24 protein-coding genes are annotated in these 21,731 nt (G+C 58.7%); 11 read left to right on the top strand and 13 right to left on the bottom strand.

What is annotated here, in order from left to right:
• Window positions 1–297: 297 nt before the first annotated feature.
• From ACJ5NV_RS19680 to uxaC, 13 genes are all read right to left on the bottom strand, one after another.
• On the bottom strand, window positions 298–1,095 hold the full coding sequence (locus ACJ5NV_RS19680) for an ABC transporter substrate-binding protein (RefSeq protein WP_411646496.1): 798 nt from the start codon (window positions 1,093–1,095) through the stop codon (window positions 298–300).
• Complete coding sequence (locus ACJ5NV_RS19675) at window positions 1,092–1,808, bottom strand: ATP-binding cassette domain-containing protein (RefSeq protein WP_411646495.1); 717 nt, start codon at window positions 1,806–1,808, stop codon at window positions 1,092–1,094. The genes ACJ5NV_RS19680 and ACJ5NV_RS19675 overlap by 4 nt, the downstream gene beginning before the upstream one ends.
• On the bottom strand, window positions 1,802–2,506 hold the full coding sequence (locus tag ACJ5NV_RS19670; protein ID WP_411646493.1) for an ABC transporter permease: 705 nt from the start codon (window positions 2,504–2,506) through the stop codon (window positions 1,802–1,804). The genes ACJ5NV_RS19675 and ACJ5NV_RS19670 overlap by 7 nt, the downstream gene beginning before the upstream one ends.
• A gap of 71 nt (window positions 2,507–2,577) precedes the next feature.
• Window positions 2,578–3,741, bottom strand: a complete 1,164-nt coding sequence (uxuA, locus tag ACJ5NV_RS19665; RefSeq protein ID WP_411646491.1) for a mannonate dehydratase — start codon at window positions 3,739–3,741, stop codon at window positions 2,578–2,580.
• The gene (locus ACJ5NV_RS19660) at window positions 3,738–5,183 is read right to left on the bottom strand and encodes a mannitol dehydrogenase family protein (protein WP_411646489.1); all 1,446 of its coding nucleotides are present in this window, start codon (window positions 5,181–5,183) and stop codon (window positions 3,738–3,740) included. Before ACJ5NV_RS19660 ends, uxuA begins: the two co-directional genes overlap by 4 nt.
• Window positions 5,161–5,895, bottom strand: coding sequence for a 2-dehydro-3-deoxy-D-gluconate 5-dehydrogenase KduD (gene kduD, locus ACJ5NV_RS19655; protein ID WP_411646487.1), 735 nt, complete (start codon window positions 5,893–5,895; stop codon window positions 5,161–5,163). The genes ACJ5NV_RS19660 and kduD overlap by 23 nt, the downstream gene beginning before the upstream one ends.
• Complete coding sequence (kduI, locus tag ACJ5NV_RS19650; RefSeq protein WP_411646485.1) at window positions 5,892–6,719, bottom strand: 5-dehydro-4-deoxy-D-glucuronate isomerase; 828 nt, start codon at window positions 6,717–6,719, stop codon at window positions 5,892–5,894. The genes kduD and kduI overlap by 4 nt, the downstream gene beginning before the upstream one ends.
• A 10-nt stretch (window positions 6,720–6,729) precedes the next feature.
• Window positions 6,730–7,041 (bottom strand): cupin domain-containing protein, encoded by a 312-nt coding sequence (locus tag ACJ5NV_RS19645; RefSeq protein WP_411646483.1) that lies wholly within the window; start codon window positions 7,039–7,041, stop codon window positions 6,730–6,732.
• A gap of 72 nt (window positions 7,042–7,113) precedes the next feature.
• Complete coding sequence (locus ACJ5NV_RS19640) at window positions 7,114–8,430, bottom strand: pectate lyase family protein (RefSeq protein ID WP_411646482.1); 1,317 nt, start codon at window positions 8,428–8,430, stop codon at window positions 7,114–7,116.
• 55 nt (window positions 8,431–8,485) lie between these two features.
• Window positions 8,486–9,766 (bottom strand): TRAP transporter large permease, encoded by a 1,281-nt coding sequence (locus ACJ5NV_RS19635; protein WP_411646480.1) that lies wholly within the window; start codon window positions 9,764–9,766, stop codon window positions 8,486–8,488.
• A gap of 4 nt (window positions 9,767–9,770) precedes the next feature.
• On the bottom strand, window positions 9,771–10,295 hold the full coding sequence (locus ACJ5NV_RS19630) for a TRAP transporter small permease (RefSeq protein ID WP_411646478.1): 525 nt from the start codon (window positions 10,293–10,295) through the stop codon (window positions 9,771–9,773).
• 60 nt (window positions 10,296–10,355) lie between these two features.
• Window positions 10,356–11,336: a TRAP transporter substrate-binding protein gene (locus tag ACJ5NV_RS19625; protein ID WP_411646477.1), complete on the bottom strand. Its 981-nt coding sequence runs from the start codon at window positions 11,334–11,336 to the stop codon at window positions 10,356–10,358.
• A gap of 24 nt (window positions 11,337–11,360) precedes the next feature.
• Window positions 11,361–12,770 (bottom strand): glucuronate isomerase, encoded by a 1,410-nt coding sequence (gene uxaC, locus ACJ5NV_RS19620; protein ID WP_411646502.1) that lies wholly within the window; start codon window positions 12,768–12,770, stop codon window positions 11,361–11,363.
• A 146-nt stretch (window positions 12,771–12,916) separates the two neighbouring features.
• On the opposite strand from uxaC, the gene ACJ5NV_RS19615 reads away from it, so the two are divergent.
• From ACJ5NV_RS19615 to ACJ5NV_RS19565, 11 genes are all read left to right on the top strand, one after another.
• Window positions 12,917–13,603, top strand: a complete 687-nt coding sequence (locus tag ACJ5NV_RS19615) for a GntR family transcriptional regulator (protein ID WP_411646475.1) — start codon at window positions 12,917–12,919, stop codon at window positions 13,601–13,603.
• Entirely contained in the window at window positions 13,600–14,487 is an 888-nt protein-coding gene (locus tag ACJ5NV_RS19610; protein WP_411646473.1) for a sugar kinase, read from the top strand. Before ACJ5NV_RS19615 ends, ACJ5NV_RS19610 begins: the two co-directional genes overlap by 4 nt.
• Window positions 14,488–14,691: 204 nt before the next feature.
• Window positions 14,692–15,123 carry a tellurite resistance TerB family protein gene (locus tag ACJ5NV_RS19605; RefSeq protein WP_411646471.1) on the top strand — a complete coding sequence of 144 codons (432 nt, stop codon included), beginning with the start codon at window positions 14,692–14,694 and terminating at the stop codon, window positions 15,121–15,123.
• Window positions 15,120–15,869: a phosphate/phosphite/phosphonate ABC transporter substrate-binding protein gene (locus ACJ5NV_RS19600; protein ID WP_411646469.1), complete on the top strand. Its 750-nt coding sequence runs from the start codon at window positions 15,120–15,122 to the stop codon at window positions 15,867–15,869. Before ACJ5NV_RS19605 ends, ACJ5NV_RS19600 begins: the two co-directional genes overlap by 4 nt.
• Window positions 15,870–15,955: 86 nt before the next feature.
• Window positions 15,956–16,729: an ABC transporter ATP-binding protein gene (locus tag ACJ5NV_RS19595; RefSeq protein WP_411646468.1), complete on the top strand. Its 774-nt coding sequence runs from the start codon at window positions 15,956–15,958 to the stop codon at window positions 16,727–16,729.
• Window positions 16,730–16,753: 24 nt separating this feature from the next.
• A complete protein-coding gene (locus tag ACJ5NV_RS19590) occupies window positions 16,754–17,482 on the top strand; it encodes a transporter substrate-binding domain-containing protein (RefSeq protein ID WP_411646466.1) in 729 nt (242 codons plus the stop codon).
• A gap of 99 nt (window positions 17,483–17,581) precedes the next feature.
• A complete protein-coding gene (locus tag ACJ5NV_RS19585; RefSeq protein WP_411646500.1) occupies window positions 17,582–18,466 on the top strand; it encodes an ABC transporter permease in 885 nt (294 codons plus the stop codon).
• Between the two features lie 100 nt (window positions 18,467–18,566).
• Complete coding sequence (locus ACJ5NV_RS19580) at window positions 18,567–19,373, top strand: ABC transporter permease (protein ID WP_411646464.1); 807 nt, start codon at window positions 18,567–18,569, stop codon at window positions 19,371–19,373.
• Between the two features lie 60 nt (window positions 19,374–19,433).
• Window positions 19,434–20,117, top strand: a complete 684-nt coding sequence (locus tag ACJ5NV_RS19575; RefSeq protein ID WP_411646463.1) for a type 1 glutamine amidotransferase — start codon at window positions 19,434–19,436, stop codon at window positions 20,115–20,117.
• A complete protein-coding gene (locus tag ACJ5NV_RS19570) occupies window positions 20,114–21,466 on the top strand; it encodes a glutamine synthetase family protein (protein WP_411646461.1) in 1,353 nt (450 codons plus the stop codon). The genes ACJ5NV_RS19575 and ACJ5NV_RS19570 overlap by 4 nt, the downstream gene beginning before the upstream one ends.
• Window positions 21,433–21,708 (top strand): hypothetical protein, encoded by a 276-nt coding sequence (locus ACJ5NV_RS19565; RefSeq protein WP_411646459.1) that lies wholly within the window; start codon window positions 21,433–21,435, stop codon window positions 21,706–21,708. The genes ACJ5NV_RS19570 and ACJ5NV_RS19565 overlap by 34 nt, the downstream gene beginning before the upstream one ends.
• Window positions 21,709–21,731 lie beyond the last annotated feature (23 nt).

Raw genomic sequence — 21,731 nt, 5'->3', positions numbered from 1 at the left:
CCATCTGCGACCCCCATATCTGCGCCAAGCATAGGGAATCACATCATACGTGATCTGGGAATCCTGAATCTGAAAGCACGCGACACGCTCTAGCTGACTAAAGAAGTCGTTAACCTTTGTCAGTTCAACGGCGGCAAAGTCCCGCACAGCTGTCATTATCGTGCCTCCGCAGATTTCTGCGTGGACGTATGTCTTGAATGGCCACTTGCACTGCATCGTTCCTTCAACGGCGCCTACTCACGGTGAGGGGCGTGAGCAGGCTCGAAATGTCAGTCCTGCTACTGCAATCCCGCAGGCTCAGGACCCGTTCACGGCGTTGAAGGTAAACAGTGTCTCGCCATTGATCATGTAGCCATTGATTAGCTCCGCCGCGCGGGGCGATGCCAGCCAGTCTTCCAGCGCTTCTGCCGCTTCAATTTTCACGTGGCTGTGCAGCGCCGGGTTCACAGGGATATAGGCATATTGGTTGAACAAAACCGGATCACCAGCAAAGAGCAGATCAAGCCCCGCTTTGTTGCCAAAATTCAGCCAACTGGCCCGATCGGCCAGAATATAAGCGTCCATCGCCGCAGCAGTGTTCAGGCTTGCGCCCATGCCCGCCCCAACAGGGCGATACCAATCACCCGCTCGTGAGGCACCAGACGCATCCCAAAGCGACAGTTCCTTTTTATGCGTGCCGCTATCATCGCCCCGGCTGACAAAGGCAGCCTCGGCATTGGAGATACGCAGCAGCGCGTCAGCGGCGCTGTTTGCCTCTGCCACAGTCGCGGGATCTGCGACAGGGCCAATAAAGACGAAATCATTATACATGATCTCGCGCCGGGCCGTGCCGTAACCACCCGCGATAAAAGCATCCTCAGCCGTGCGGGAATGCACAAGGATCGCATCCACATCGCCCGCCTCGCCCAGACGGATCGCCTGTCCGGTGCCCACGACCAGCAATTGCACCTCTAGCCCGGTGTCTTCGGCAATTGCGGGCAGCAAAATCTCGGACAGACCAGAATTGTGAAAGGACGTTGTGACCGCCAGCTTCAGCGTCTCGGCGGGGGCCATCGTGCCGATAATGGCAAATATCAGGGACAGTAAACGGATCATTCGACGATATCTCCTTTGAGCAATGCCGCGGCCTGTGGTGTGCGCGGTGCGGCAAAAAATCCCGTCGCATCACCGGTTTCAATCACCTGACCATGCATCAGGAAGACAATCTCGCTGGCCAGCCTGCGGGCTTGCCCGATGTCATGGGTCGACATGACAATACGTGTGCCAGCCGCCTGGACCTCTTGCAAGATCGTTTCAATTTCGCGGGTGGCGCGGCCGTCTAGGTTGGCGCAGGGCTCATCCAGAAACACGATCTCAGGCGACCGGATCAGCGCACGGGCCAGCGCGAGCTTTTGTTTTTCGCCGCCCGACAACTGCGGCGCAGGCAGGTCAAACACATGAGTCAGCCCGACCCGTTCCGCCCAGTCAGCGGCGGCTTTATACGCCTCTGCCTTGCCTTTGCCATGCAGCAGCAGCGGATAGGCCAGATTATCCCGCACACTGCGACGCATCATGATCGGGGTCTGAAAAACAAACGCCTGCAGCGCCCAGGTGTCGGCAAAGGGGATCGGCGCCGTCACACGCCCCCCCGACAGCCGCTCCAACCCATGCAGCGCGCGCAAAAGCGTTGTTTTGCCCGCCCCGTTCGGGCCCATCACAACCGTCAGCCCCGTGGCTGAGATTTCCAGATCGACCGGCCCCAACAGCAATTTGCCGCGCTTGCGCACCAACGCGCCTTGCATCTGCAATGGCAGGATCGGGGTCACCATTTGCCCTCGCTTTCTGTGCGGCCAATAGCGTGAATGGCAAGGTTCACCGCAATCGCCAGCCCGATCAGGACAAACCCAAGGCCCAGCGCCAGCGCAAAATCACCCTTGCCGGTTTCCAGCGCGATCGCGGTGGTCAGCACACGGGTCGCATTATCGATATTGCCGCCCACAATCATGATCGCGCCCACCTCACCAATACCGCGGCCAAACCCGGCCAGCGAGGCGGTGATCAGCGCCCGCCGTCCATCCCACAGTAGCGTTCTGATCCGCTGCCATTTGCTGGTGGACAGTGAAATCAGCAGGTCGTGATATTCCGACCAGATATCGCGGATCGACTGATGCGCGATAGAGGCGATCAGCGGGGTGATAATCATCACCTGCGCGATGATCATCGCGGTCGGGGTAAAAAGCAGGCCCATCACGCCAAACGGCCCGGCCCGTGACAACAGCAGATAGACAATCAGCCCGACAACAACCGGTGGCAGCCCCATCAGCGCATTCAGCAGCGCAATCGTCGCCCGCCTGTGCCGAAAGCGCGAAATGGCAAGAAAGGCCCCAAACGGCAGCGCCAAGGCAGAGGCGATGACAACAGCCGATAAAGTAACCTGCAACGACCGAAGGGTGATGGCCACCAGATCGGGATCAAGTGTAACGACCAGCCAAAACCCTGCTGCCAACCCCTCCCATAACTCGCCCATTTACGCCGCCTTCGTCCCTCGCCTGCGGGCAGCGTTTCACGACAGGCCCGGCGGATCAATCACAAACGGTATCACCCGGCGCGGTGAGACAAGCCAGCGATGACCCCGCGCAGCTCTGCCAAACCACGCATCCGCCCGATCAGCGGATAGCCCGGATGGGTGGTGCGGCCCAGATCGCTCAGCAGCGCGTGACCATGATCGGGGCGATAGGGAATATCGCGGCCTGTCTCCAGCAATGCGGCGACCAGTGCGGGCATATCCGTGTCCCCTTCCAGATGCGCGGCCTCTTGGAACGATCCATCAGGCTCTTTGGCGACATTGCGCAAATGGGCGAAATGGATGCGATCCGCAAAGCGGCGCGCGATAGCAGGCACATTATTATCCGGGTTCGCCCCCAGCGATCCGGCACAAAGCGTCAGCCCATTGGCGGTGCTGTCCTGCATGGCAAGGATCGCAGCGATATCCGCCTCACATGACACAATCCGAGGCAAGCCCAGCAAAGGGCGCGGCGGATCATCCGGGTGGATCGCCATTTTTAGACCCAGCTCTTCTGCCGTTGGGATGATTTCAGCCAAAAACCGGGCGAGCGATGCGCGCAGGTCATCCGCCGTGAAACCGGCCCAGGGGGCCAGTGCCGCACGTAAGCCCGCTACATCATAGCGGTCGTAGGCGCCGGGCAGGCCCGACATGATTGCGGTCAGCAAACGGTCACGATCCACGTCAGTGGCGCGCTCTGCCAAAGCAGCGGCCCCCGTCAGTACAGCTGCGGACCAATCCGCCTCTGCCCCCTCACGACCCACCATATGCACGTCGAAAAAAGCCATTTCCACGGCCGAAAACCGCAGCGCATGCCCGCCACGCGGCAAGGGGGCGGCCAGTTCCGTCCGGGTCCAATCTAGAAGCGGCATGAAATTATAGCACACCGTGCGCACGCCTTCTGCCGCCAGATTGGCGAGCGACTGACGGTAATTGGCAAACAACGCATCCAGACGCGCCGCACCTGCGGCTTCGCCGCGCTTAATATCCTCATGCACAGGCAGGCTTTCGACCACTGCCCAGTGCAGATCGGAGGCCGCCGCGATCTCGGCCTTGCGCGCGGCGATCGCCTGACGCGTCCAGACCGCGCCATAGGGGATGTCATGCAAGGCGGTTACGATGCCCGTGGCCCCGGTCTGGGCGATTTCATCCAATCCGATTGCGTCCAGCGGACCAAACCAGCGCCAAGATTCAATCATTTCACTGCTCCTGCAACAACTGCGCGCGCGCCATCCGTCACCAGCGCTTGATAAGCCGCAGTGACAGCGGCGCGAAAACCGGGATCAGCGGCCAATGCTGGCGCGAAAATATCATCAAACGCCAATAGCGCCGCGACCTTAGCCTCGGCACTGTCAGCACCGTCCGATGCTACCTTCAGCGTATCGGCCAGCGGGTCGCGCACGTCAATCGACTGGCCTTTTTCATCCACGCCGCCCACATAGCGCATCCACGCTGCCACAGCGAGGCACAGGCGCAGCGGCACCCGCCCCTGATCCAGATTATCCCGGATCGTGCCCAGCAAACGCTGCGGCAGTTTCTGGCTGCCATCCATCGCGATTTGCCACGTACGGTGACGGATCGCCGGATTGCGATAGCGGTCCAGCAGCGCGGCGGCATAGGCGGGCAAATCCTCACCCTCTGGCGCGGGGACCGTTGGCAGGATTTCGTCGCGCCAAAGTGCTTCACACAGGGCGGCGAAATCAGGGTCAGCAACGCACGCGGCGATGGTGTCATACCCGGCCAGATAGCCCAGATAAGCCAGCGTCGAATGGGTCCCGTTCAGGCAGCGCAGCTTCATCAGCTCATGCGCCTCGACGGATTTTACAAACTGCGCGCCCGCAATTTCCCACGCGGGGCGACCGCAGGCAAAATTATCCTCAATCACCCACTGACGAAACGGCTCATGCACGACCATCGCCGGATCGCGATAGCCTGTCTCCGCGTCCAGCCGATCAATATCCGCATCCGTCGTCGCGGGCGTGATCCGGTCCACCATGGTAGACGGGAACGGCACAGCCTCTGCGATCCAATCCGCCAGTTCGGGCGAAAGCGAGCGCGCGAAATCCAGCACCATCTGGCGGGTCAGCGCCCCGTTTGCAGGCAGATTGTCACAACTCAACACGGTAAACGGCCCCGCGCCTGCCTGCCGCCGCTGCGCCAGCGCGGCACAGATCAGCCCCATCGCAGAACGCGGTGTCGCTAGGTTTTCCAGATCATATGCAATATCCGGATGCGACAGGTCCAGCCGACCGGTCGCAGGGGAATGGCAATAGCCTTTTTCGGTGATCGTCAGTGACACGATCTTCACCTTCGGGTCCGCCATCAGGTCAACCACAGCGCCGGGGTCTTCGGGCGCGACCAACAGCTTGCTGACCGCACCAATCACCTGCGCTTGCAGCCCGCCCGGTGCCAAAGTGCAGGATGTATACACCCCGCCCTGCGGCGCCATCTGGTCACGGGCTGTCGGGCTGCGCAGGCTCACCGCCGCGATGCCCCAATCACCACCTTCAGCCTGCATCGCCGCGTCCGTGTAGACCGCGTTGAAAGCACGAAAGAACGCACCCGGCCCCAGATGCACCATGCCGATGGCCGGGGCCGGCCCGTCCCGTGTCAGTCGTTTAGCGGGCAAGCCACCCTCCATCCACGTTCAGGATTGTGCCATGCACATATTTCGCCGCCGGGCTGCATAGAAAGGTGACCGCGCCCGCGATATCCTCTGGATCGCCCCAGCGGCCTGCGGGAATACGTTCAAGGATGGCGGCATTACGATCCGCATCATTGCGCAGCGCCTCGGTATTATTCGTCGCGATATACCCCGGGGCCACAGCGTTCACATTGATCCCCTTGGCCGCCCATTCATTGGCGAAAATCTTGGTTAGCCCGGCCACACCATGCTTTGACGCGGTATAAGACGGCACACGGATGCCGCCCTGAAACGACAGAAGCGAGGCAATGTTGACAATCCGGCCACCGCGTTCAGCCGCCAGCGCATTTTTGGCAAAGCGCTGACACAGCAGAAATACCGCCTTCAGGTTCACATCCATCACCGCATCCCAATCAGCTTGGGTGAAGTCCACACTGTCATCGCGGCGGATGATCCCCGCATTATTGACAAGAATATCCAGATCATCCGGCAGCGCGGCAACCGCCGCATCCAGATCCGCCAAATCCAGCAGCAGCTCTGCGCCGCTACCGCCTGCGGCCGTGATGGCCGCCACGGTTTCAGCGCAGGACCGGCGACCTGCGGCGATGACATGGGCACCGGCTGCGGCCAGCGCGACCGCGATCGCCTGCCCGATCCCTGTATTCGCGCCAGTCACCAGCGCCTTTTGTCCGGTCAGCGCAAAGCTCATCGCAGATCACCCATCGCCACCATATCCATATCGGTGAAATCGACATTGTCGCCCGCCATCGCCCAGCAGAATGTATAGGATGACGTGCCCGCACCGGAATGGATCGACCAAGGGGGAGAAATAACCGCCTCTTCATTTGCCATGACGATATGGCGGGTCTCTTCCGGCTTGCCCATCAGGTGAAAAACGCGCTGATCAGCAGGCAGATCGAAATACAGATAGGCCTCCATCCGACGGTCATGCAGGTGGGCGGGCATCGTGTTCCAGATCGAACCATCTGCAAATTGCGTGTAGCCCATCAGCAACTGACAGCTTTCGCAAACCTCTGGGTGCAGGAACTGGATGATGGTACGTTCATTCGCAGTTTCGCGCGCGCCCATTTCCACCCGGCGGGCATCTGACAGTTTGATCAGCTTGGTGGGGCATTTGCGATGCGCCGGGGCGGACAAGACATAAAACCGGCCCGCGCCGCTGAATGTCACAGCCCCCGACCCCAAGCCGATATAAAGCACCTCGCCACGCTCAAGCGTATGGGTCGTGCCTTCAACGGTCACCGTACCCGTCTCACCGATATTCAACACTGCCGCCTCGCGGCGATCCAGAAAGCTGGGCGTGCCGGTCTCAGGCACCGCGTCCAGCGTCAGGTCAGTGCCTTCAGGCACGGCAGAGCCAAGGATCAGCCGGTCGTAATGGGAATAAACCAGCCGGATTTCACCCGCGGCGAACAGATCGCCCACATGGAAATGATCGCGCAGTTTCGTGGTATCGAACCCCTTTACGGTTTCAGGATCAATGGCATAGCGGGTCTGTGTGTGAATGGTCATAGCGTGCTCCTCAAAGAAAATCGTCGCGGCGGGGGGTGAATGTGTCGATCAGGCGGCCCGGCTCCAGGCAGATGCAGCCGTGACGCGCGCCGGAGGGGATAACAAAACTGTCACCCGGTCCGACCTCCATCTCCTCGCCCGCGACAGTAAAGCGAAAGCGACCGCTTTCGACATAGGTGGATTGGACATGGGGATGGTCATGCAGCTTGCCCTCTGCCTCTGCGTCAAAGGTAAAGGACACGACCATCAGCTCTGGGCTGTCGGACAGCACCTGCCGGGTCACACCGGGATCAGGCTGCACGGGGGGGAAGGTTTTCAGCATCGGTTTCTTTCGGGTTTGAATACGGGTGAGTGGCGGACAGAGGCGGCGCCGATGACGCCACCCCAAAGTGGTTTAATGTGGCAAAAGATGACCGGCCCCGGCCGTTTTGCGGACCGAAACGGCCAGCTCTGCGGGGTCAGGCAGTTGATAGGCATAGGGGGGCGTCCAATCGACACTATCGGCCAGTGGTTTGTCCGGGTTGGCAGCGTTGTAAAGCGCCAGCAGATCCGCGGGCTTGCCGTTGACCAGTGATCCGTTGTCCTGTGCCATTTCGCCCCGGTAGTGCCGAAAGACCGATCCGGGTTCGATGGCGGCAGGCAGTGCGAACAGGTTTGCCTCTGATAGGGTGCGAGATTCCTTGCCAGCCCCAATCGCATAGGAAAAACTATAAGGGCCATCCGCACGCGGCGTGAACAGGTTGCCATAGACATGCACCTCGCCAAAGCGGACACGAGGCGTGCGCTGGCGCACATTATCGTACCAGTTCCCGGTGATCGTAACGCGCAAATGTCCGATATTCTGGGTCCGGCTGTCGGATGATCCGATCACATGGACCTTGTCGTGATCAAAGAACCGGTTGTTGCTCAGCGTGATATAGTTCGCCATCGTCTTGATATCGACCAAACCATCGTGATGCTGTTTCACACGGCCAAAGACCGGCGGCAGATCGTCATCATGGCGCGCCCCATCGGAAAAGCTGCAATGATCGATCCAGACATGGGTGGATTGCTCGATCCCGATCAGATCATATTCCGCATTCCAATTGCCCTGGCTGCCATCCGTGGCATCCCATTGCGGGAAGAAATCCCATGAATCCTCAAAGGTGATATTGCGGATGATGACGTTTTCGACCTCTTTCAACAGTAATGTGCCGTTGATGATGCGGGCATCTTTCAGACCGATCAGCGTCTTGTTCGACCCGATACGAACCATTGTATGCGCGTTTTGGGCCTGCTCAGACCGTTCGCGGGCCTCTTCCAGCGGGCCTTCGGGTTCTGCCTCGCGGCCATAGACCTCTGGGTCGTAGGTCGCGATATAGGCGGCCTCGTCATACTCCGGCTCAGCAAAAGCGGCAGCACCCTGCGGATTGCCAGCATCATCTTCGGTCAGATCAATGGTACCGCTGACAAAGATAATGGCGGGCGTGTCATCGCCCGCATTCGTCGCATTATCACCGCCCAGCGCGGCGACCAGTGCGGCCCGCGATGTGACCACATGGATCTGGTCCAGCGCCGCAGCCGCACCACCGGTCGTATCACCCTCGACAGTGGCCCAGCCAATAGATGCGGGCTCTGCCGCGATTGCGATATGCGTGGCGGTGACATCCTGCGCGGCAAGTGTCCCCGGCACCAGTAAGGCAATCAATCCTAAGGCATTCAAGTACTTCATGTATTCCTCCATCATCAGTGGTTTCGAATGCAATGGTCTCAATGCAACTCGGTCATCAGTGAAAGAGCGACGGCAGCCAAAGCGACAGCGCCGGGATGTAAGTGACAAGCATCAGCGTCGCGACAGCTGCGCCATAAAACGGCCAGATCGTGCGGATCGCCGTGGCCACAGGCAGTTTACCCACCGCGCAGCCGACAAACAGCACAGCCCCCACAGGCGGGGTACACAGCCCAATACCAAGGTTCAGGATCAGGATGATCCCGAAATGCACCGGATCAACGCCATAAGCGGTGGCAACCGGCAAAAAGATCGGCGTGGTAATTACGATCAGTGGGCTCATATCCATAAAGGTGCCAAGGAATAGCAGGATCAGGTTGAGCATCAGCAAGATGATGATCGGATTCTCACTGACACCTTTCATGATCTCAACCAATTGCGCGGGCACCCGCAGATAGGCCAGCAGCCAGCCAAATGCAGCGGCAGAGCCGATGACTAGCAACACCATCGACGCGGTGCGCACGGCTGACATCGTTGCTGCAACAAATTCGGCGTAGGGCAGCGAACGGTAGACAAAGATCGTAATCAGGATGGCGTAAACCACCGCGATACAGGATGATTCAGACGCGGTGAACACGCCGGACCGAACCCCACCGAAAATGATGCCAACAAGGATCAAACCGGGCGTCGCGCTCAGGAAAAGATTGCCAACGGCGCGCCAGCCGGGGAACGGCTCGGTGTCATAACCGCGCTGTTTGGCGACCCACCAAGCCACGACCATCAGCGACAGCGCAAGGATGAGACCGGGCAGAATACCGGCGGTGAACAGATCAGCGATGGAAATCCGGCCACCGGCAGAGATTGAATAAATGATCAGGTTATGTGAGGGCGGCAGCATCAGCGCAATGATCGAAGACACCACCGTGATATTAACCGCGTAATCCTTGTCATAGCCGCGCTTTTCCATCTGCGGCACCATCAGCCCTCCAATGGCCGAAGCATCAGCCGCAGCAGAACCGGAAATCCCCCCGAACAGGACAGAAGCGGTAATATTCACCTGCCCCAGCCCGCCACGCAGATGGCCCACACCGGCCCCCGCAAGGGCAACCAGACGGCGGGCAATATCGCCGCGCACCATCAGCTCACCGGCATAGATAAAGAATGGGATCGCCATCAGCGCAAAGACCGAAATACCGGAATTCAGCCGCTGAAAGACCACCACGGGCGGCAGGCCCAGATAGATGATCGTCGCGAAAGAGGACACACCAAGGCAAAAGGCGACAGGCGTGCCAATGAACAAAAGCACGGTGAACGTGCCGAAAAGGACAAAAAGTTCCATGTGGTCAGTCCTTGCCCATATCGGTCTCGCCGAACCGCGCTGTATGCAGCCCGACAAAGCGGCGCAGCAGGCGCTCGATCGAAAAAAGTGTCATCAGAATTCCGCCGAGCACCAGCGCGACAAACGCGGTTGCCCCTGTGACGCCAAGGTTCGGAATAGTCGTGTTCCATGCATTGCTGGCCAGCGTGACCCCGTAAATGATCATGCCAATAGCAAAGGTGATCACGATCAAGTCGGACAGGCTGTGCATCACCGCCTTGGTCTTGGGGCCAACCAGATACAGGACCACATCGAAACTCAGATGGTTGCCCTCGCGGATACCGACTGCGGCGCCCATCAGAATGAAAAAGCCCATCAGCAGGACAGAACTGGTCTCAGTCCAGGTCGGCGTATCATTCAGCACAAACCGCCCCCAAACCTGCCAGGCAATAAAGGCTGTCATCAGAACCAACCCAACCGCCGCAATCCAAAGTGCGGCATGGCTAAGAAGGCGCATCACCGACGATAAGCGGCGCACAAATACAAGCATCTGCTAAAAATTCCTTGAGAGGTTGGGTGGCCCGCTGCGGGCCACCCGATCAGTGTGGGATTACTCGACAGCCTGGATACGGGTGACGAGATCCTTCAGCTTGTCCGAGGTCACGTGACGCTCATAGACAGGCACCATCGCTTCGATGAACGGGGTTTTGTCGATGTCGCGGATCACCTCAACACCGGCAGCCAGAACCTGCGCTTCCGACGCCGCTTCACGTTCTGCCCAAAGCTCGCGCATCACCGGCATGCTGTCACGCGCGGCCTGCTGAACCAGCGCCTGATCGTCTTCAGACAGGTTGTCCCAGCTTGATTTCGACATCACCAGAACCTCAGGCACGATCAAGTGCTGATCAAGCGTGTAGTATCCGGCAACCTCATAATGGCCCGAGCTTTCGTAAGACGGCCAGTTGTTTTCCGCCCCGTCGATCACGCCTGTCTGGATGCTGGAATACACCTCACCATAAGGCATCGGGGTCGCGTTGCCGCCCAGCGCATCCACCATGTCAACAAACACATCAGACTGCATCACGCGGAACTTCAGGCCCTCAACATCCTCGATGGACTTGATCGGCTTCTGGCTGTTGTAGAAACTGCGCGAGCCACCATCGAAATAGGCCAACCCGACCAGATTGTGGTTCTGGAACTCGTCCAGAATATCCTGGCCGATATCGGAATCGACCACATCATGCATGTGATCGGTCGAACGGAAGATATAAGGCAGCGAAAACACCTTGGTTTCTTCGATGATATTATTGAACGGCCCAAGGCTGACGCGGTTCAGGTCAATCACACCCAACTGTGTCTGTTCAATCGTGTCCTTTTCTTCGCCCAACTGGGCAGAGGCAAAGACCTCAACGCAGATGCGCCCGTCAGAACGTTCCTGCAGCAGCTCACCCATATGTTCCACAGCGGCAACCGTGGGATAACCCTCTGGGTGCGTATCAGACGACCGCAACGTGATTTCGCACGCCTGCGCCGCTGACGTAAATGCAGCGCTGGCCAGCAGCGCCCCTGTCAATGTTTTGATTAATGTCATTCTTTCTTTCCTCCCTGAAAAAAATCACAACCGATAGGCCGATTTGGCCAACCGATAGCTAAGGTCCTGTGCGACCTCGAATGCCTCCCCCTCGCCCAGACGGCCCGTGCCGACCAGGGTTGCGAGATAGGCACAATCCGACCGCCGCGCGACATCGTGCCGGGCGGGGATCGAACAGAACGCGCGGGTGTCATCGTTGAACCCCGCAGTATTATAAAATCCACATGTTTCGGTGGTGGCTTCGCGGAACCGGCGGATGCCTTCGTAGCTATCAAAGAACCACCATGGCGGACCCAGCCGCAGCGCAGGATAGGCACCGGCAAGCGGCGCCAGCTCGCGCCCGTAGACCGTTTCATCCAGTGTAAACAGGATGATCCGCAAATCCGGCTCCATCCCCACCGCATCCAGCAGCGGCTTCAGCGCACCAACATAATCGGTGCGGCGTGGAATATCAAAACCCTTGTCGCGGCCAAACTGGCGCAGCACGCCAGCAGAATGATTGCGCCATGATCCCGCATGGATTTGCAGGGTCAGACCGTCCTCCAGGCTCATCCGCGCCATTTCGGTCAACATCTGTCCCCGGAACAGATCCGCCTCCTCCGCGCTGCATGTGCCTGCCAAAGCCTTGGCAAATAATGCGGCGGCCTCTGATTGCGGCAAATCAGCGGTACGGGCTGTCGGATGGCCATGATCTGTCGCTGTCGCGCCGCCATGCTCTTTGAAATAGGCGCGGCGCTTGCAGTGGGCGGCCAGATAGCCAGCCCAGCTTGCCGTATCCTCACCGGTCAGCGCACCGAGCCGCGCCACATTATTCGCAAAGCCATCGCATTCGGGATTGACCACCGTATCGGGGCGATATGTCGTGATCACCCGACCCTGCCAACCGCTGTCGCGGATCGCCTTGTGATGGGCCAGATCATCCAGCGCGCCCTCGGTCGTGGCCAGCGCTTCAATATTGAACCGATCAAACAAAGCACGGGGGCGGAAGTCATCCGTCGCCAGCTGCGCCTCAATATGATCGTAAAAACGGTCTGCCGTCTGCGCCGTGAAAGGCGCTTCAATGCCGAACACATGCACAAACGCATGGGTCAGCCACATCGCCGACGGCGTGCCGCGCAGCGTGTGAAAATGGGCCGCAAATCGACGCCAGATCGCGCGGGGGTCCGTTTCGACCGGGCCGCCATCAACGCGGGGCACACCAAGATCTGCCATTGGGACACCCTGACTGACCAGCATGCGAAAGACATAGTGATCCGGCACAACGAAAAGTGCGGCAGGATCAGGAAAGCGGGCATTTTCAGCAAACCAAGACGGGTCGCAATGCCCATGCGGACTGATGATCGGCAGATCGCTGACACTGTCATAAAGCGCACGGGCGATACCGCGCAGCTTGGCTTCCGCCGGAAACAGACGATCAGGATCAACAAGAGACATCAAGTCGCGCCTCCCTACGCAATTCAACTGATCGCCTAATATGCTAGCTTGTCAGTTGTGTCAAAGGGCGAATTGGCCTATCCCTGCCCAAAGCCCAAAAAACACACGACGGACGAGAGACGAGTGCATCAATGCCAATGAGTGAAATGACCTTTGAACCACTGGAACAACAAACTGTTTCGGCCACCGATCTTGTGTTTCGCATGGTCTATGATGCGGTGATCTCACTGCGCCTACCGCCGGGCACGAAAGTGTCCGAAACCGAAATCGCACGCCAGTTGGACGTATCGCGTCAGCCGGTCCGCGATGCGTTCTTTCGACTATCCAACCTTGGCTTTCTGTCGATTCGCCCGCAGCGCGCGACACTGATCACCCGGATTTCAGAAGAGGCTGTGCTGAATGCCGTCTTCACCCGTATCGCACTCGAAGTCGAATGCCTGCGCTCCACGATCCAGCGGCTGACAGATTCGGATATTGCCGCCTTGCGCGCCCATCTGGCATTACAGAAAAAGGCGCTGAACCAGACCGATGCCACCGCCTTTCATCAACTCGATGACAAGTTTCACGGGCTGCTCTGCGAAATCTCCGGCCATGCGCACGCTTGGAACCTGATCCAAGAGCACAAAGCGCATATGGACCGTATCCGCTATCTGACGCTGTCTGCTGAACGACAAAGCGAGGTGCTGGAAGAACATACAAGCCTTGTCGAATCAATCGCAGCACGCAACCTAGCACAGGCCGAAACCTATCTGCGCGCCCATCTTGGCGCGATCCGAGGTGTCCTAGAGGAGATCCGCGACATGTATCCCGACTATTTCGAGCCCACATCATGACACAGACATTGCTCAGCATCGGTGAATGTATGGTGGAAATGGCCCCACAGGGTGACGGCACCTATGCGATGGGATTTGCCGGGGACACGTTCAACACAGCTTGGTACGCCAAACGCAGCGCCCCCGCGCTTGATATCGCTTACCTTAGCGCGGTTGGCGATGATGCCGCATCGGCGCAGCTGACAGATTTCATCAAAACCGCCGATATCCGACCGGTGCTGTCGGTACGGGCCGGGCATTCTGTCGGGCTATACCTGATTTCCCTGACCGACGGCGAACGCAGCTTTTCCTATTGGCGCGATACTTCTGCCGCGCGCAGGCTGGCCGAAAATCTCGACGGTATCGCCGCACTTGGCAAAGGTGATATGGCATTCTTTTCCGGCATCACACTGGCCATTCTGCCTGACAGCGGACGGGCGACGCTACTTGACACATTGCGCGCGGCACGGGCTAAAGGGGTGCAGATCGCCTTTGACCCCAACCTGCGCCCGCGCCTGTGGTCCGACACCTCCACGATGTGCGACTGGGTCATGCGCGGCGCTGCTGTCTCTGATATCGCGCTCCCCTCTTTCGAAGATGAAGCGAGCTTTTTCAACGACGCCTCACCCGAAGCTACGCTGGTGCGCTATCAAAATAGCGGTGCGGCACTGGTCGTGGTCAAAAACGGTGCAGCGCCTGCGCTGGTCGGCGAAAGCAACAACCGGGACAGCATTGCCCCAACACCCGTCGCAACCGTCATCGACACCACCGCCGCAGGCGACAGCTTTAACGGGCGCTTCCTGACCGGGCTATTACAGGGTGAAACCGCCGCAGCGGCGACCAAAGCCGCCTGCCAAGTTTCAGCCCGCGTCATCAGCGCACGCGGCGCACTTGTGGACTTGTAGGACGAGGTTCACCGCGCCACTGCAAACTTAACCCTTTGTTAATAAATTTAGAGCAACGCGGACCAAAGGTCCGATCAAAGTCCGACGGTTTTCCGATACCTTTTCGCGGGGTGGGTCAAGACCCACCTTACGACTTGGCTGCTGTCACGCCAGACCACACGCCCTGCATTGGACTTGCCCCCGCGAACACCCTAAGTAGAGCTCATGTTCAATGATCTGATCCGTCGCATGACCGACCCCGCACCTGACACATTACCCGATCCCGACGCGCGGCTGGCGCTCGGCGCGCTGCTTGTGCGCGTCGCCCGATCCGACAATGACTATGCCGACGCAGAAATCGCCCAGATCGACCGCGTACTTGGAAAACGCTACGATCTGTCGCCGTTTGAGGCGGCAAAGCTGCGTGGCGAATGTGAAACCTTAGAGGCCCAAGCCCCTGATACTGTACGATTTACCCGCGCGATCAAGGATGCGGTCGTGTATGAAGACCGTCTCGCCGTGATCAAAGCAATGTGGTCAGTCGTTCTGGCTGATGGCGTGCGCGAGGATGAGGAAGACAGCCTGATGCGCGTGGTTGCTTCTCTTCTGGGGGTGTCAGATCAGGACAGCCACGCGGCCCGTCGCAGCCTGACATGATCGCCAGCCTGCCGATGTATGCGCGCGCATTTAACCGGGCCGCGCATGATGCGCTTTGGCATCTGATCCGCGACGAATTGCGGGATCGCGGCATCACCGCCCCCGACCAACTGGACCACAACATAGACTATATGGAAGTCTGGGATCGCGATGATCTTGTGCTCGGCCATATCTGCAACCTGCCCTACCGCGCCCTGTTTCGCGACAAGGTGACATTGATCGGTGCAAGCGATTATGGCCTGCCAGATTGCCCCGCCGGGTATTACAACAGCCTGTTCATCGCACGTTCGCCCGGCACGCCTGCCGATTTCGCCGCTCGTTACGCCTGCAATGATCTCTTGTCCCAGTCGGGCTACGGGGCGGCCCAGCTTTGGGCGCAGCGTGAGCGGTTTACGCTGAACGTGGTCACCGTCACCGGAAGTCACAACGCAAGCATTGCGGCCGTTGCCAAAGGCACCGCTGATCTTGCATCAATCGATGCACAAACCTGGCGGCTGGAGCAGGCCGAGGGCAATCCACGGCTGCGTGATCTGCACATCATCGGTCAAACATCGGCCAGCCCGGGGATGAGCTTTATCACCCGGCGCGATCAGGACCCTGCTCCTTACCGCGATGCCATCGACGCAGCGATCAACGGACTGCCCCGGGCCCATCGACAAGTTCTGGGGCTGCGGGCCATCGTTTCGCTTTCCGAAGATGCCTACGACATCCCCTTACCGCCTAAACCAGAGGCATTTGCACATTAACCAGCGGTAAGCCTGTCGGATACACATTGCAAATGCGCTCAAAATCCGCAGTATGACATGTCAAACAACAAGAAGTTTCCGTACACGTGACCAACGCTGCCCCCGTCATCGAAATCCGCAATCTGCACAAAGCTTACGGATCGCTTGAGGTTCTCAAAGGCGTTGATATCACCGCGCCCGCGGGGCATGTCGTGTCGCTGATCGGATCGTCCGGCTCTGGCAAATCCACCTTGCTGCGTTGCGCAAATCTATTGGAGGACAGCCAGCAGGGCGATGTGCTCTTTTGCGGCGAACCGGTAAAGTGGAAGGGCACAGGCGCGGCCCGTCATCCGTCGGATCACGCGCAGATGATCCGGATTCGCACCAACCTGTCGATGGTGTTTCAGCAGTTCAATCTTTGGGCGCATATGACGATTCTGCAAAACGTGATGGAAGCGCCGGTCACCGTGCTGAAACGTGACAAGGCAGAGGTCGAAAAAGCGGCACGCGCCTATCTGGCCAAGGTCGGGATAGGCGATAAATGCGATGCTTTCCCGGCGCAGCTTTCGGGCGGACAGCAGCAACGGGCAGCCATCGCGCGCGCGCTGTGCATGGAACCGAAAGCGCTGCTGTTCGACGAGCCGACAAGTGCATTGGACCCGGAATTGGAACAAGAAGTAGTCCGTGTGATCAAGGATTTGGCCAATGAAGGTCGGACCATGATCATCGTGACCCATGATATGCGGCTTGCCGCAGATGTCAGCGATCACGTGGTGTTCCTGCATCAAGGCAAGATCGAAGAAGAAGGACCGCCGGGCATGTTGTTCGGCCAACCAAAAACCGAACGGCTGCGCGGATTTCTATCCGCAACCGTTTCATAACAAGAGTAAACTGGGAGTATGACAATGAACAAACTGATCCTGACCACAGCCCTGACACTTGCGGGCAGCATGGCACTGGCCGACGCGCATTCGGTTGTACGGATGGGCACCGAAGGCGCCTATGCGCCTTATAACTTCATCAACGACGATGGCGAAGTCGACGGGTTTGAGCGGGAACTGGGCGATGAGCTTTGCGCACGCGCTGAACTGACCTGTGAATGGGTCACCAATGATTGGGACAGCATTATCCCGAACTTGGTATCGAGCAACTACGACACGATCATGGCCGGCATGTCGATCACCGATGAACGGGAAGAAGTGATTGATTTCACGCAAGATTACTATCCACCCACTGCATCGGCCTATGTAGCGCTTTCGGAAGACGCAGACCTGCTGGGTGGCGTTGTGGCGGCGCAAACCTCGACCATCCAGGCGGGTCATGTGACCGACACGGGCGCTGCTCTGCTGGAATTCCCCACGCCCGAAGAAACCATCGCGGCCGTTCGTGCCGGCGAAGCTGACGCCGTGTTTGCGGACAAGGATTTCCTTGTGCCGCTCGTCGATGCGTCTGGCGGCGAACTGATGTTTGTGGGTGATGAGGTCCCCCTTGGCGGTGGCATCGGCATGGGTCTGCGTGAAAGCGATACAGAGCTGAAGGAAACGATGGATGCGGCGATCACCTCGATGAAGGAAGACGGCACCCTGAACGCGATGCTGATCAAGTGGTTCGGTGAAGAAACCACAACCTACTAAATCCCTTTCTTGGTGCCTTGGGCAAAACCCAGGGCGCCATGATTGTTTCCACGTCGCCCTGCCGACGCATAGTCACGCTGCATACCGATAGGTCCCGCCATTTTCAGCTATTGCGCCGATCCCGCCTCGCTTGATGGTCTGACATGGCTCAGCTGCTACCTGACCACAGGCAAGCATATGAATATCTATTGGTCGGTGGGAACCGTGCTTTTGTTGCTGGCGATCACGGCACCGCTGGCACTGGCGTTCGGCTTTGGCGGCGCGACAGCCGCCCGCAGCCAATTCCTGCCGCTGCGCTGGATCGGAAACGGCTATATCGCGATTGTGCGTGGCGTCCCTGATATCGCTTTCTTTTTGTTCTTTGTAATCGCCCTTGATCAGTTGATCGAATACACGCGGCACATCATCAAATGCCCCGACTGGCCTGTCGCCGTCTGGCAGGGCAATGATTTCGTAGTCTGTCAGGTCGCCAAGATGCCGCAGGGCAATGCGCCGCAATGGATGCATGAAACCTATGGTTTCTTTATCGCAGTCTTCACCTTTGCGCTGGTTTTTGGGGCCTTTGCAGCCAATGTGCTGTTCGGCGCGATGCGGGCGGTCCCGCGTAGCCAGATCGAAACGGCCGAAGCTTACGGGATGTCGCGGCGGCAGGCGTTCCGGCGGATTCTGGTGCCGCAAATGTGGGTCTACGCCCTGCCCGGCCTGTCCAACCTCTGGATGGTACTGATCAAGGCCACACCGCTGCTGTTCCTTTTGGGGATTGAGGATATCGTCTATTGGGCCCGCGAGCTGGGCGGCACCAAAACCCCACAATTCACGGACTATCCGCATGGGGACTGGCGGATGTGGTATTTTCTGGCGCTTTTGGTCTTTTACCTGTGCTTCACCAAACTTTCTGAAGTCGTGCTGGACCGGATCATGGCGCGGCTAACCCATGGTCAGGCAACCGCTGCTGGCGAAACACAGCGAAAGGCGGCAGCATGAGTGATGCTTGGGTTAGAGGTCCCGGATCAAGTCCGGGACGCCGCCGCGCGCGCAACGCAGTCCCGGACTTGATCCGGGACCTCTACGCGGAGATCAGGAAATGAGCTGCTGGGAAACAATACTTGATTACGGTCTGCGCAGTGTCGGGGTCGGTGAACGACTTTTGCCGCGCAGCGATTTCACGCTTTGCCAGCAATTCACCCTGATCGGCTCTGGCATGATCTGGAATATCTACTTCGGCTTGCTGGCCCTTTGCACCGGGTTCTTTCTTGCAACCGCCGTGGCACTGGGCAAAGCGACCCAAAGCTCGTTGATCCGCAAACCATCGGAATGGTTCATCTTTCTGTTTCGTGGCTCACCGCTCTTTATCCAGTTCTTCTTTGCCTATTTTCTGTTTCTCAGCCTCAAGAACAGCTACCCTTTCTTCAGCCCCCTGACCTCGGCTTGGGCCGGGGCGTTGCTGGTCCTTTTTTTGAACACGGCCGCCTATTCGGGTGAAATCTTCTACGGGGCGCTGCAATCCATCCCCAAAGGTGATGTCGAAGCCGCCAATGCCTATGGCATGTCAGGCTGGTCGCGGTTCCGGCGGATCATTTGGCCCACCATGCTGCGGCTGGCATGGCCGGCCTATACGAATGAGGCGATCTTTCTGTTTCACGCCACCACGCTGGTCTATTTTTCAGGCTTTCCGGCCTTCCAGCAAAAGGGTGATGCGCTCTACTATGCGAATTACTTTGCCGATAAGACCTTCAACCCCTTCGTGCCCTACCCCATCCTTGCAGGCTATTTCATCCTGCTGACACTGGTGATTATTCTGATCTTCGGGCTGGTCAACGCGCGGCTGAACCGGCACCTGCCGCAAACCCAGCGCAAGCGCCTGCGCATCCGTCCGCAGATCATACGCTGAGCCGCTTGCCGTGGGCCACGGCTGCGGATAGCGTGACGCAAAACCAAATCACGGTGACCCATGAAAATCGGCATATTGCAGGCGGGCCACGCGCCGGACGAACTGCGCCCGTCGCTCGGCGACTACGCGACACTTTTTGTCGCGCTTCTTGATGGGCACGGGTTCGAGTTCGTCCAATATGACGTGGTCGATATGGTCTTTCCAAAGGATCACACGGATTGCGATGGCTGGCTGATCACCGGCTCTAAACATGGCGTATATGAAGATCTGCCCTTCATTCCGCTGCTAGAACAGCTGGTCCGTGATATCACGGCCGCTGATCTGCCGCTTGTGGGGGTCTGCTTTGGTCATCAGATCATTGCACAAGCCCTGGGAGGCAAGGTTGCGAAGTTCAAGGACGGCTGGGCCGTCGGACGGCAGGTTTATGACTGGAATGGGCAAGACATCGCCCTGAACGCATGGCATCAGGATCAGGTGCTGACGCTCCCCTCCGGGGCAGAGGTCGTGGCAAGCAACCGGTTCTGCCAATATGCGGCGCTTGTTTACGGCAAGCAGGCCTTCACCGTGCAGCCGCACCCAGAGTTTGATACCGCATATACCGCAGGGCTCGCCCGATTCCGGGGGCCCGGCGTTGTCCCGGATGCACAACTGGCCACCGTGACCGACGCATTGGATAAACCCATCGACCGGGGGTTTCTGGCCGCTCAGATAGCCCGGTTTTTCAAGGAAAGAACACTGGCATGAGCTGGATCAACGCCGTTCCTGACGCTGCACGCACCTATATCGAAACCAACCGGCTAGACGAGGTGGAATGCGTCATCGCCGACCTGCCCGGCATCGCAAGGGGCAAGGCTGTCCCTGCGAGCAAATGGGAAAAGCAAACCCATTTCCACCTGCCCAACTCAATCTTTTTCCAGACCATCACTGGCGACTGGGGCGAGGCCGCAGGCCCCGACGGGTTCCTTGAACCTGACATGGTGATGAAACCGGACCTGTCCACCGCCACAGCCGCCCCCTGGGCGGACGATGGCACGCTACAGGTGATCCATGATGCGTTCGATCAAAAGGGCAACCCGATCCCGTTTTCGCCGCGCAACGTGCTGCGCCGGGTGCTGGACCTGTATAAGGCCGAAGGCTGGACCCCGGTTGTCGCCCCCGAAATGGAATTCTATCTGGTCGCCCGCAATATCAACCCCGCCCACCCGATCGAGCCGATGATGGGCCGCACCGGGCGGCCCGCAGCGGGCCGGCAAGCCTATTCGATGTCCGCCGTGGATGACTATGGCCCAGTCATTGACGACATATATGAATTCGCCGAGGTGCAGGGTTTCGAAATCGACGGCATCGCCCAAGAAGGCGGCGCGGGACAGCTTGAAATCAACCTGCGTCACGGCAATCCGATCAAGCTCGCGGATGAGGTGTTTTTCTTCAAAAGGCTACTGCGTGAGGCGGCGCTGAAACATGATTGTTTCGCCACCTTCATGGCCAAACCGATCGAGGGCGAACCGGGTTCGGCCATGCATATCCACCATTCGGTGCTGGATGAGAAAGGGCGCAATATCTTCACCGGACCGCAGGGGGGGGAAACTGATGCGTTCTTTCACTTTATCGGCGGGCTACAGGAATATATGCCCAGTGTGATCGCCGTGATCGCACCCTATGTGAACTCATACCGGCGCTACGTGCGCGACCATGCGGCGCCGATCAATCTGGAATGGGGGCGCGACAATCGCACAACCGGCATCCGTATCCCCGTCTCACCGCCAGAGGCGCGCAGGGTCGAAAACAGGCTCGCAGGTATGGATTGCAATCCCTATCTTTGCATCGCCGCCTCGCTGGCCTGCGGCTATCTGGGGCTGAAAAATGAGATCCGGCCGGATAAGCGCTGGCGCGGGGACGCTTACGAATCCGAGGATGAAATCCCGCAGGGGCTTTATGCGGCACTCGACCTGTTTGACGCGGCGACCGAAATGCACGAGGTGCTCGGCCCCGATTTCGCGCGGGTTTATTCCATCGTGAAGCGGACGGAATATAACGAATTCCTGCAAGTCATCAGCCCATGGGAACGCGAACATTTGCTGCTGAACGTATGATCCGGCACGGGCTGGCCATTCTGCTGCTGACCATTCTGACGCAGATTGGTGGGCTCGCATGGCTTTTGGCGCTACTGCTAAGGTCACTTTTTGGGCGGTTACTTTTGCCATTCCTTGGGTTTTATCTGGCATTGTCCGTCGCAGCCTATTTCACCGCACCGTTGAATGACAGGGTTGCTATGCGTTGCTTTGTGCAGGACCGGATAAGATCGCTGTTCTCAGCCCGTTCTACTGCGCTCTGAACCGGCACTATGTAAGTCCTGAA

Origin of the sequence: Loktanella agnita (assembly GCF_046640325.1) — a bacterium.
Classification (GTDB): Bacteria; Pseudomonadota; Alphaproteobacteria; order Rhodobacterales; family Rhodobacteraceae; genus Yoonia; species Yoonia agnita.
This window is presented reverse-complemented; position numbering and strand designations above follow the sequence as displayed.

What these genes read in the sequence shown, in the direction of transcription:
- ACJ5NV_RS19675 (WP_411646495.1), bottom strand. Translation starts at nt 1,808, where the DNA reads ATGGTGACCCCGATCCTGCCATTGCAGATGCAAGGCGCGTTGGTGCGC.
- uxuA (WP_411646491.1), bottom strand. Translation starts at nt 3,741, where the DNA reads ATGATTGAATCTTGGCGCTGGTTTGGTCCGCTGGACGCAATCGGATTG.
- ACJ5NV_RS19565 (WP_411646459.1), top strand. Translation starts at nt 21,433, where the DNA reads ATGGGAACGCGAACATTTGCTGCTGAACGTATGATCCGGCACGGGCTG.
- ACJ5NV_RS19625 (WP_411646477.1), bottom strand. Translation starts at nt 11,336, where the DNA reads ATGACATTAATCAAAACATTGACAGGGGCGCTGCTGGCCAGCGCTGCA.
- ACJ5NV_RS19645 (WP_411646483.1), bottom strand. Translation starts at nt 7,041, where the DNA reads ATGCTGAAAACCTTCCCCCCCGTGCAGCCTGATCCCGGTGTGACCCGG.
- kduD (WP_411646487.1), bottom strand. Translation starts at nt 5,895, where the DNA reads ATGAGCTTTGCGCTGACCGGACAAAAGGCGCTGGTGACTGGCGCGAAT.
- ACJ5NV_RS19600 (WP_411646469.1), top strand. Translation starts at nt 15,120, where the DNA reads ATGATCGCCAGCCTGCCGATGTATGCGCGCGCATTTAACCGGGCCGCG.
- kduI (WP_411646485.1), bottom strand. Translation starts at nt 6,719, where the DNA reads ATGACCATTCACACACAGACCCGCTATGCCATTGATCCTGAAACCGTA.
- ACJ5NV_RS19580 (WP_411646464.1), top strand. Translation starts at nt 18,567, where the DNA reads ATGAGCTGCTGGGAAACAATACTTGATTACGGTCTGCGCAGTGTCGGG.
- ACJ5NV_RS19570 (WP_411646461.1), top strand. Translation starts at nt 20,114, where the DNA reads ATGAGCTGGATCAACGCCGTTCCTGACGCTGCACGCACCTATATCGAA.
- ACJ5NV_RS19635 (WP_411646480.1), bottom strand. Translation starts at nt 9,766, where the DNA reads ATGGAACTTTTTGTCCTTTTCGGCACGTTCACCGTGCTTTTGTTCATT.
- ACJ5NV_RS19575 (WP_411646463.1), top strand. Translation starts at nt 19,434, where the DNA reads ATGAAAATCGGCATATTGCAGGCGGGCCACGCGCCGGACGAACTGCGC.
- ACJ5NV_RS19670 (WP_411646493.1), bottom strand. Translation starts at nt 2,506, where the DNA reads ATGGGCGAGTTATGGGAGGGGTTGGCAGCAGGGTTTTGGCTGGTCGTT.
- ACJ5NV_RS19630 (WP_411646478.1), bottom strand. Translation starts at nt 10,295, where the DNA reads ATGCTTGTATTTGTGCGCCGCTTATCGTCGGTGATGCGCCTTCTTAGC.
- ACJ5NV_RS19640 (WP_411646482.1), bottom strand. Translation starts at nt 8,430, where the DNA reads ATGAAGTACTTGAATGCCTTAGGATTGATTGCCTTACTGGTGCCGGGG.
- ACJ5NV_RS19605 (WP_411646471.1), top strand. Translation starts at nt 14,692, where the DNA reads ATGTTCAATGATCTGATCCGTCGCATGACCGACCCCGCACCTGACACA.
- ACJ5NV_RS19590 (WP_411646466.1), top strand. Translation starts at nt 16,754, where the DNA reads ATGAACAAACTGATCCTGACCACAGCCCTGACACTTGCGGGCAGCATG.
- ACJ5NV_RS19660 (WP_411646489.1), bottom strand. Translation starts at nt 5,183, where the DNA reads ATGGAGGGTGGCTTGCCCGCTAAACGACTGACACGGGACGGGCCGGCC.
- ACJ5NV_RS19680 (WP_411646496.1), bottom strand. Translation starts at nt 1,095, where the DNA reads ATGATCCGTTTACTGTCCCTGATATTTGCCATTATCGGCACGATGGCC.
- ACJ5NV_RS19610 (WP_411646473.1), top strand. Translation starts at nt 13,600, where the DNA reads ATGACACAGACATTGCTCAGCATCGGTGAATGTATGGTGGAAATGGCC.
- ACJ5NV_RS19615 (WP_411646475.1), top strand. Translation starts at nt 12,917, where the DNA reads ATGACCTTTGAACCACTGGAACAACAAACTGTTTCGGCCACCGATCTT.
- uxaC (WP_411646502.1), bottom strand. Translation starts at nt 12,770, where the DNA reads ATGTCTCTTGTTGATCCTGATCGTCTGTTTCCGGCGGAAGCCAAGCTG.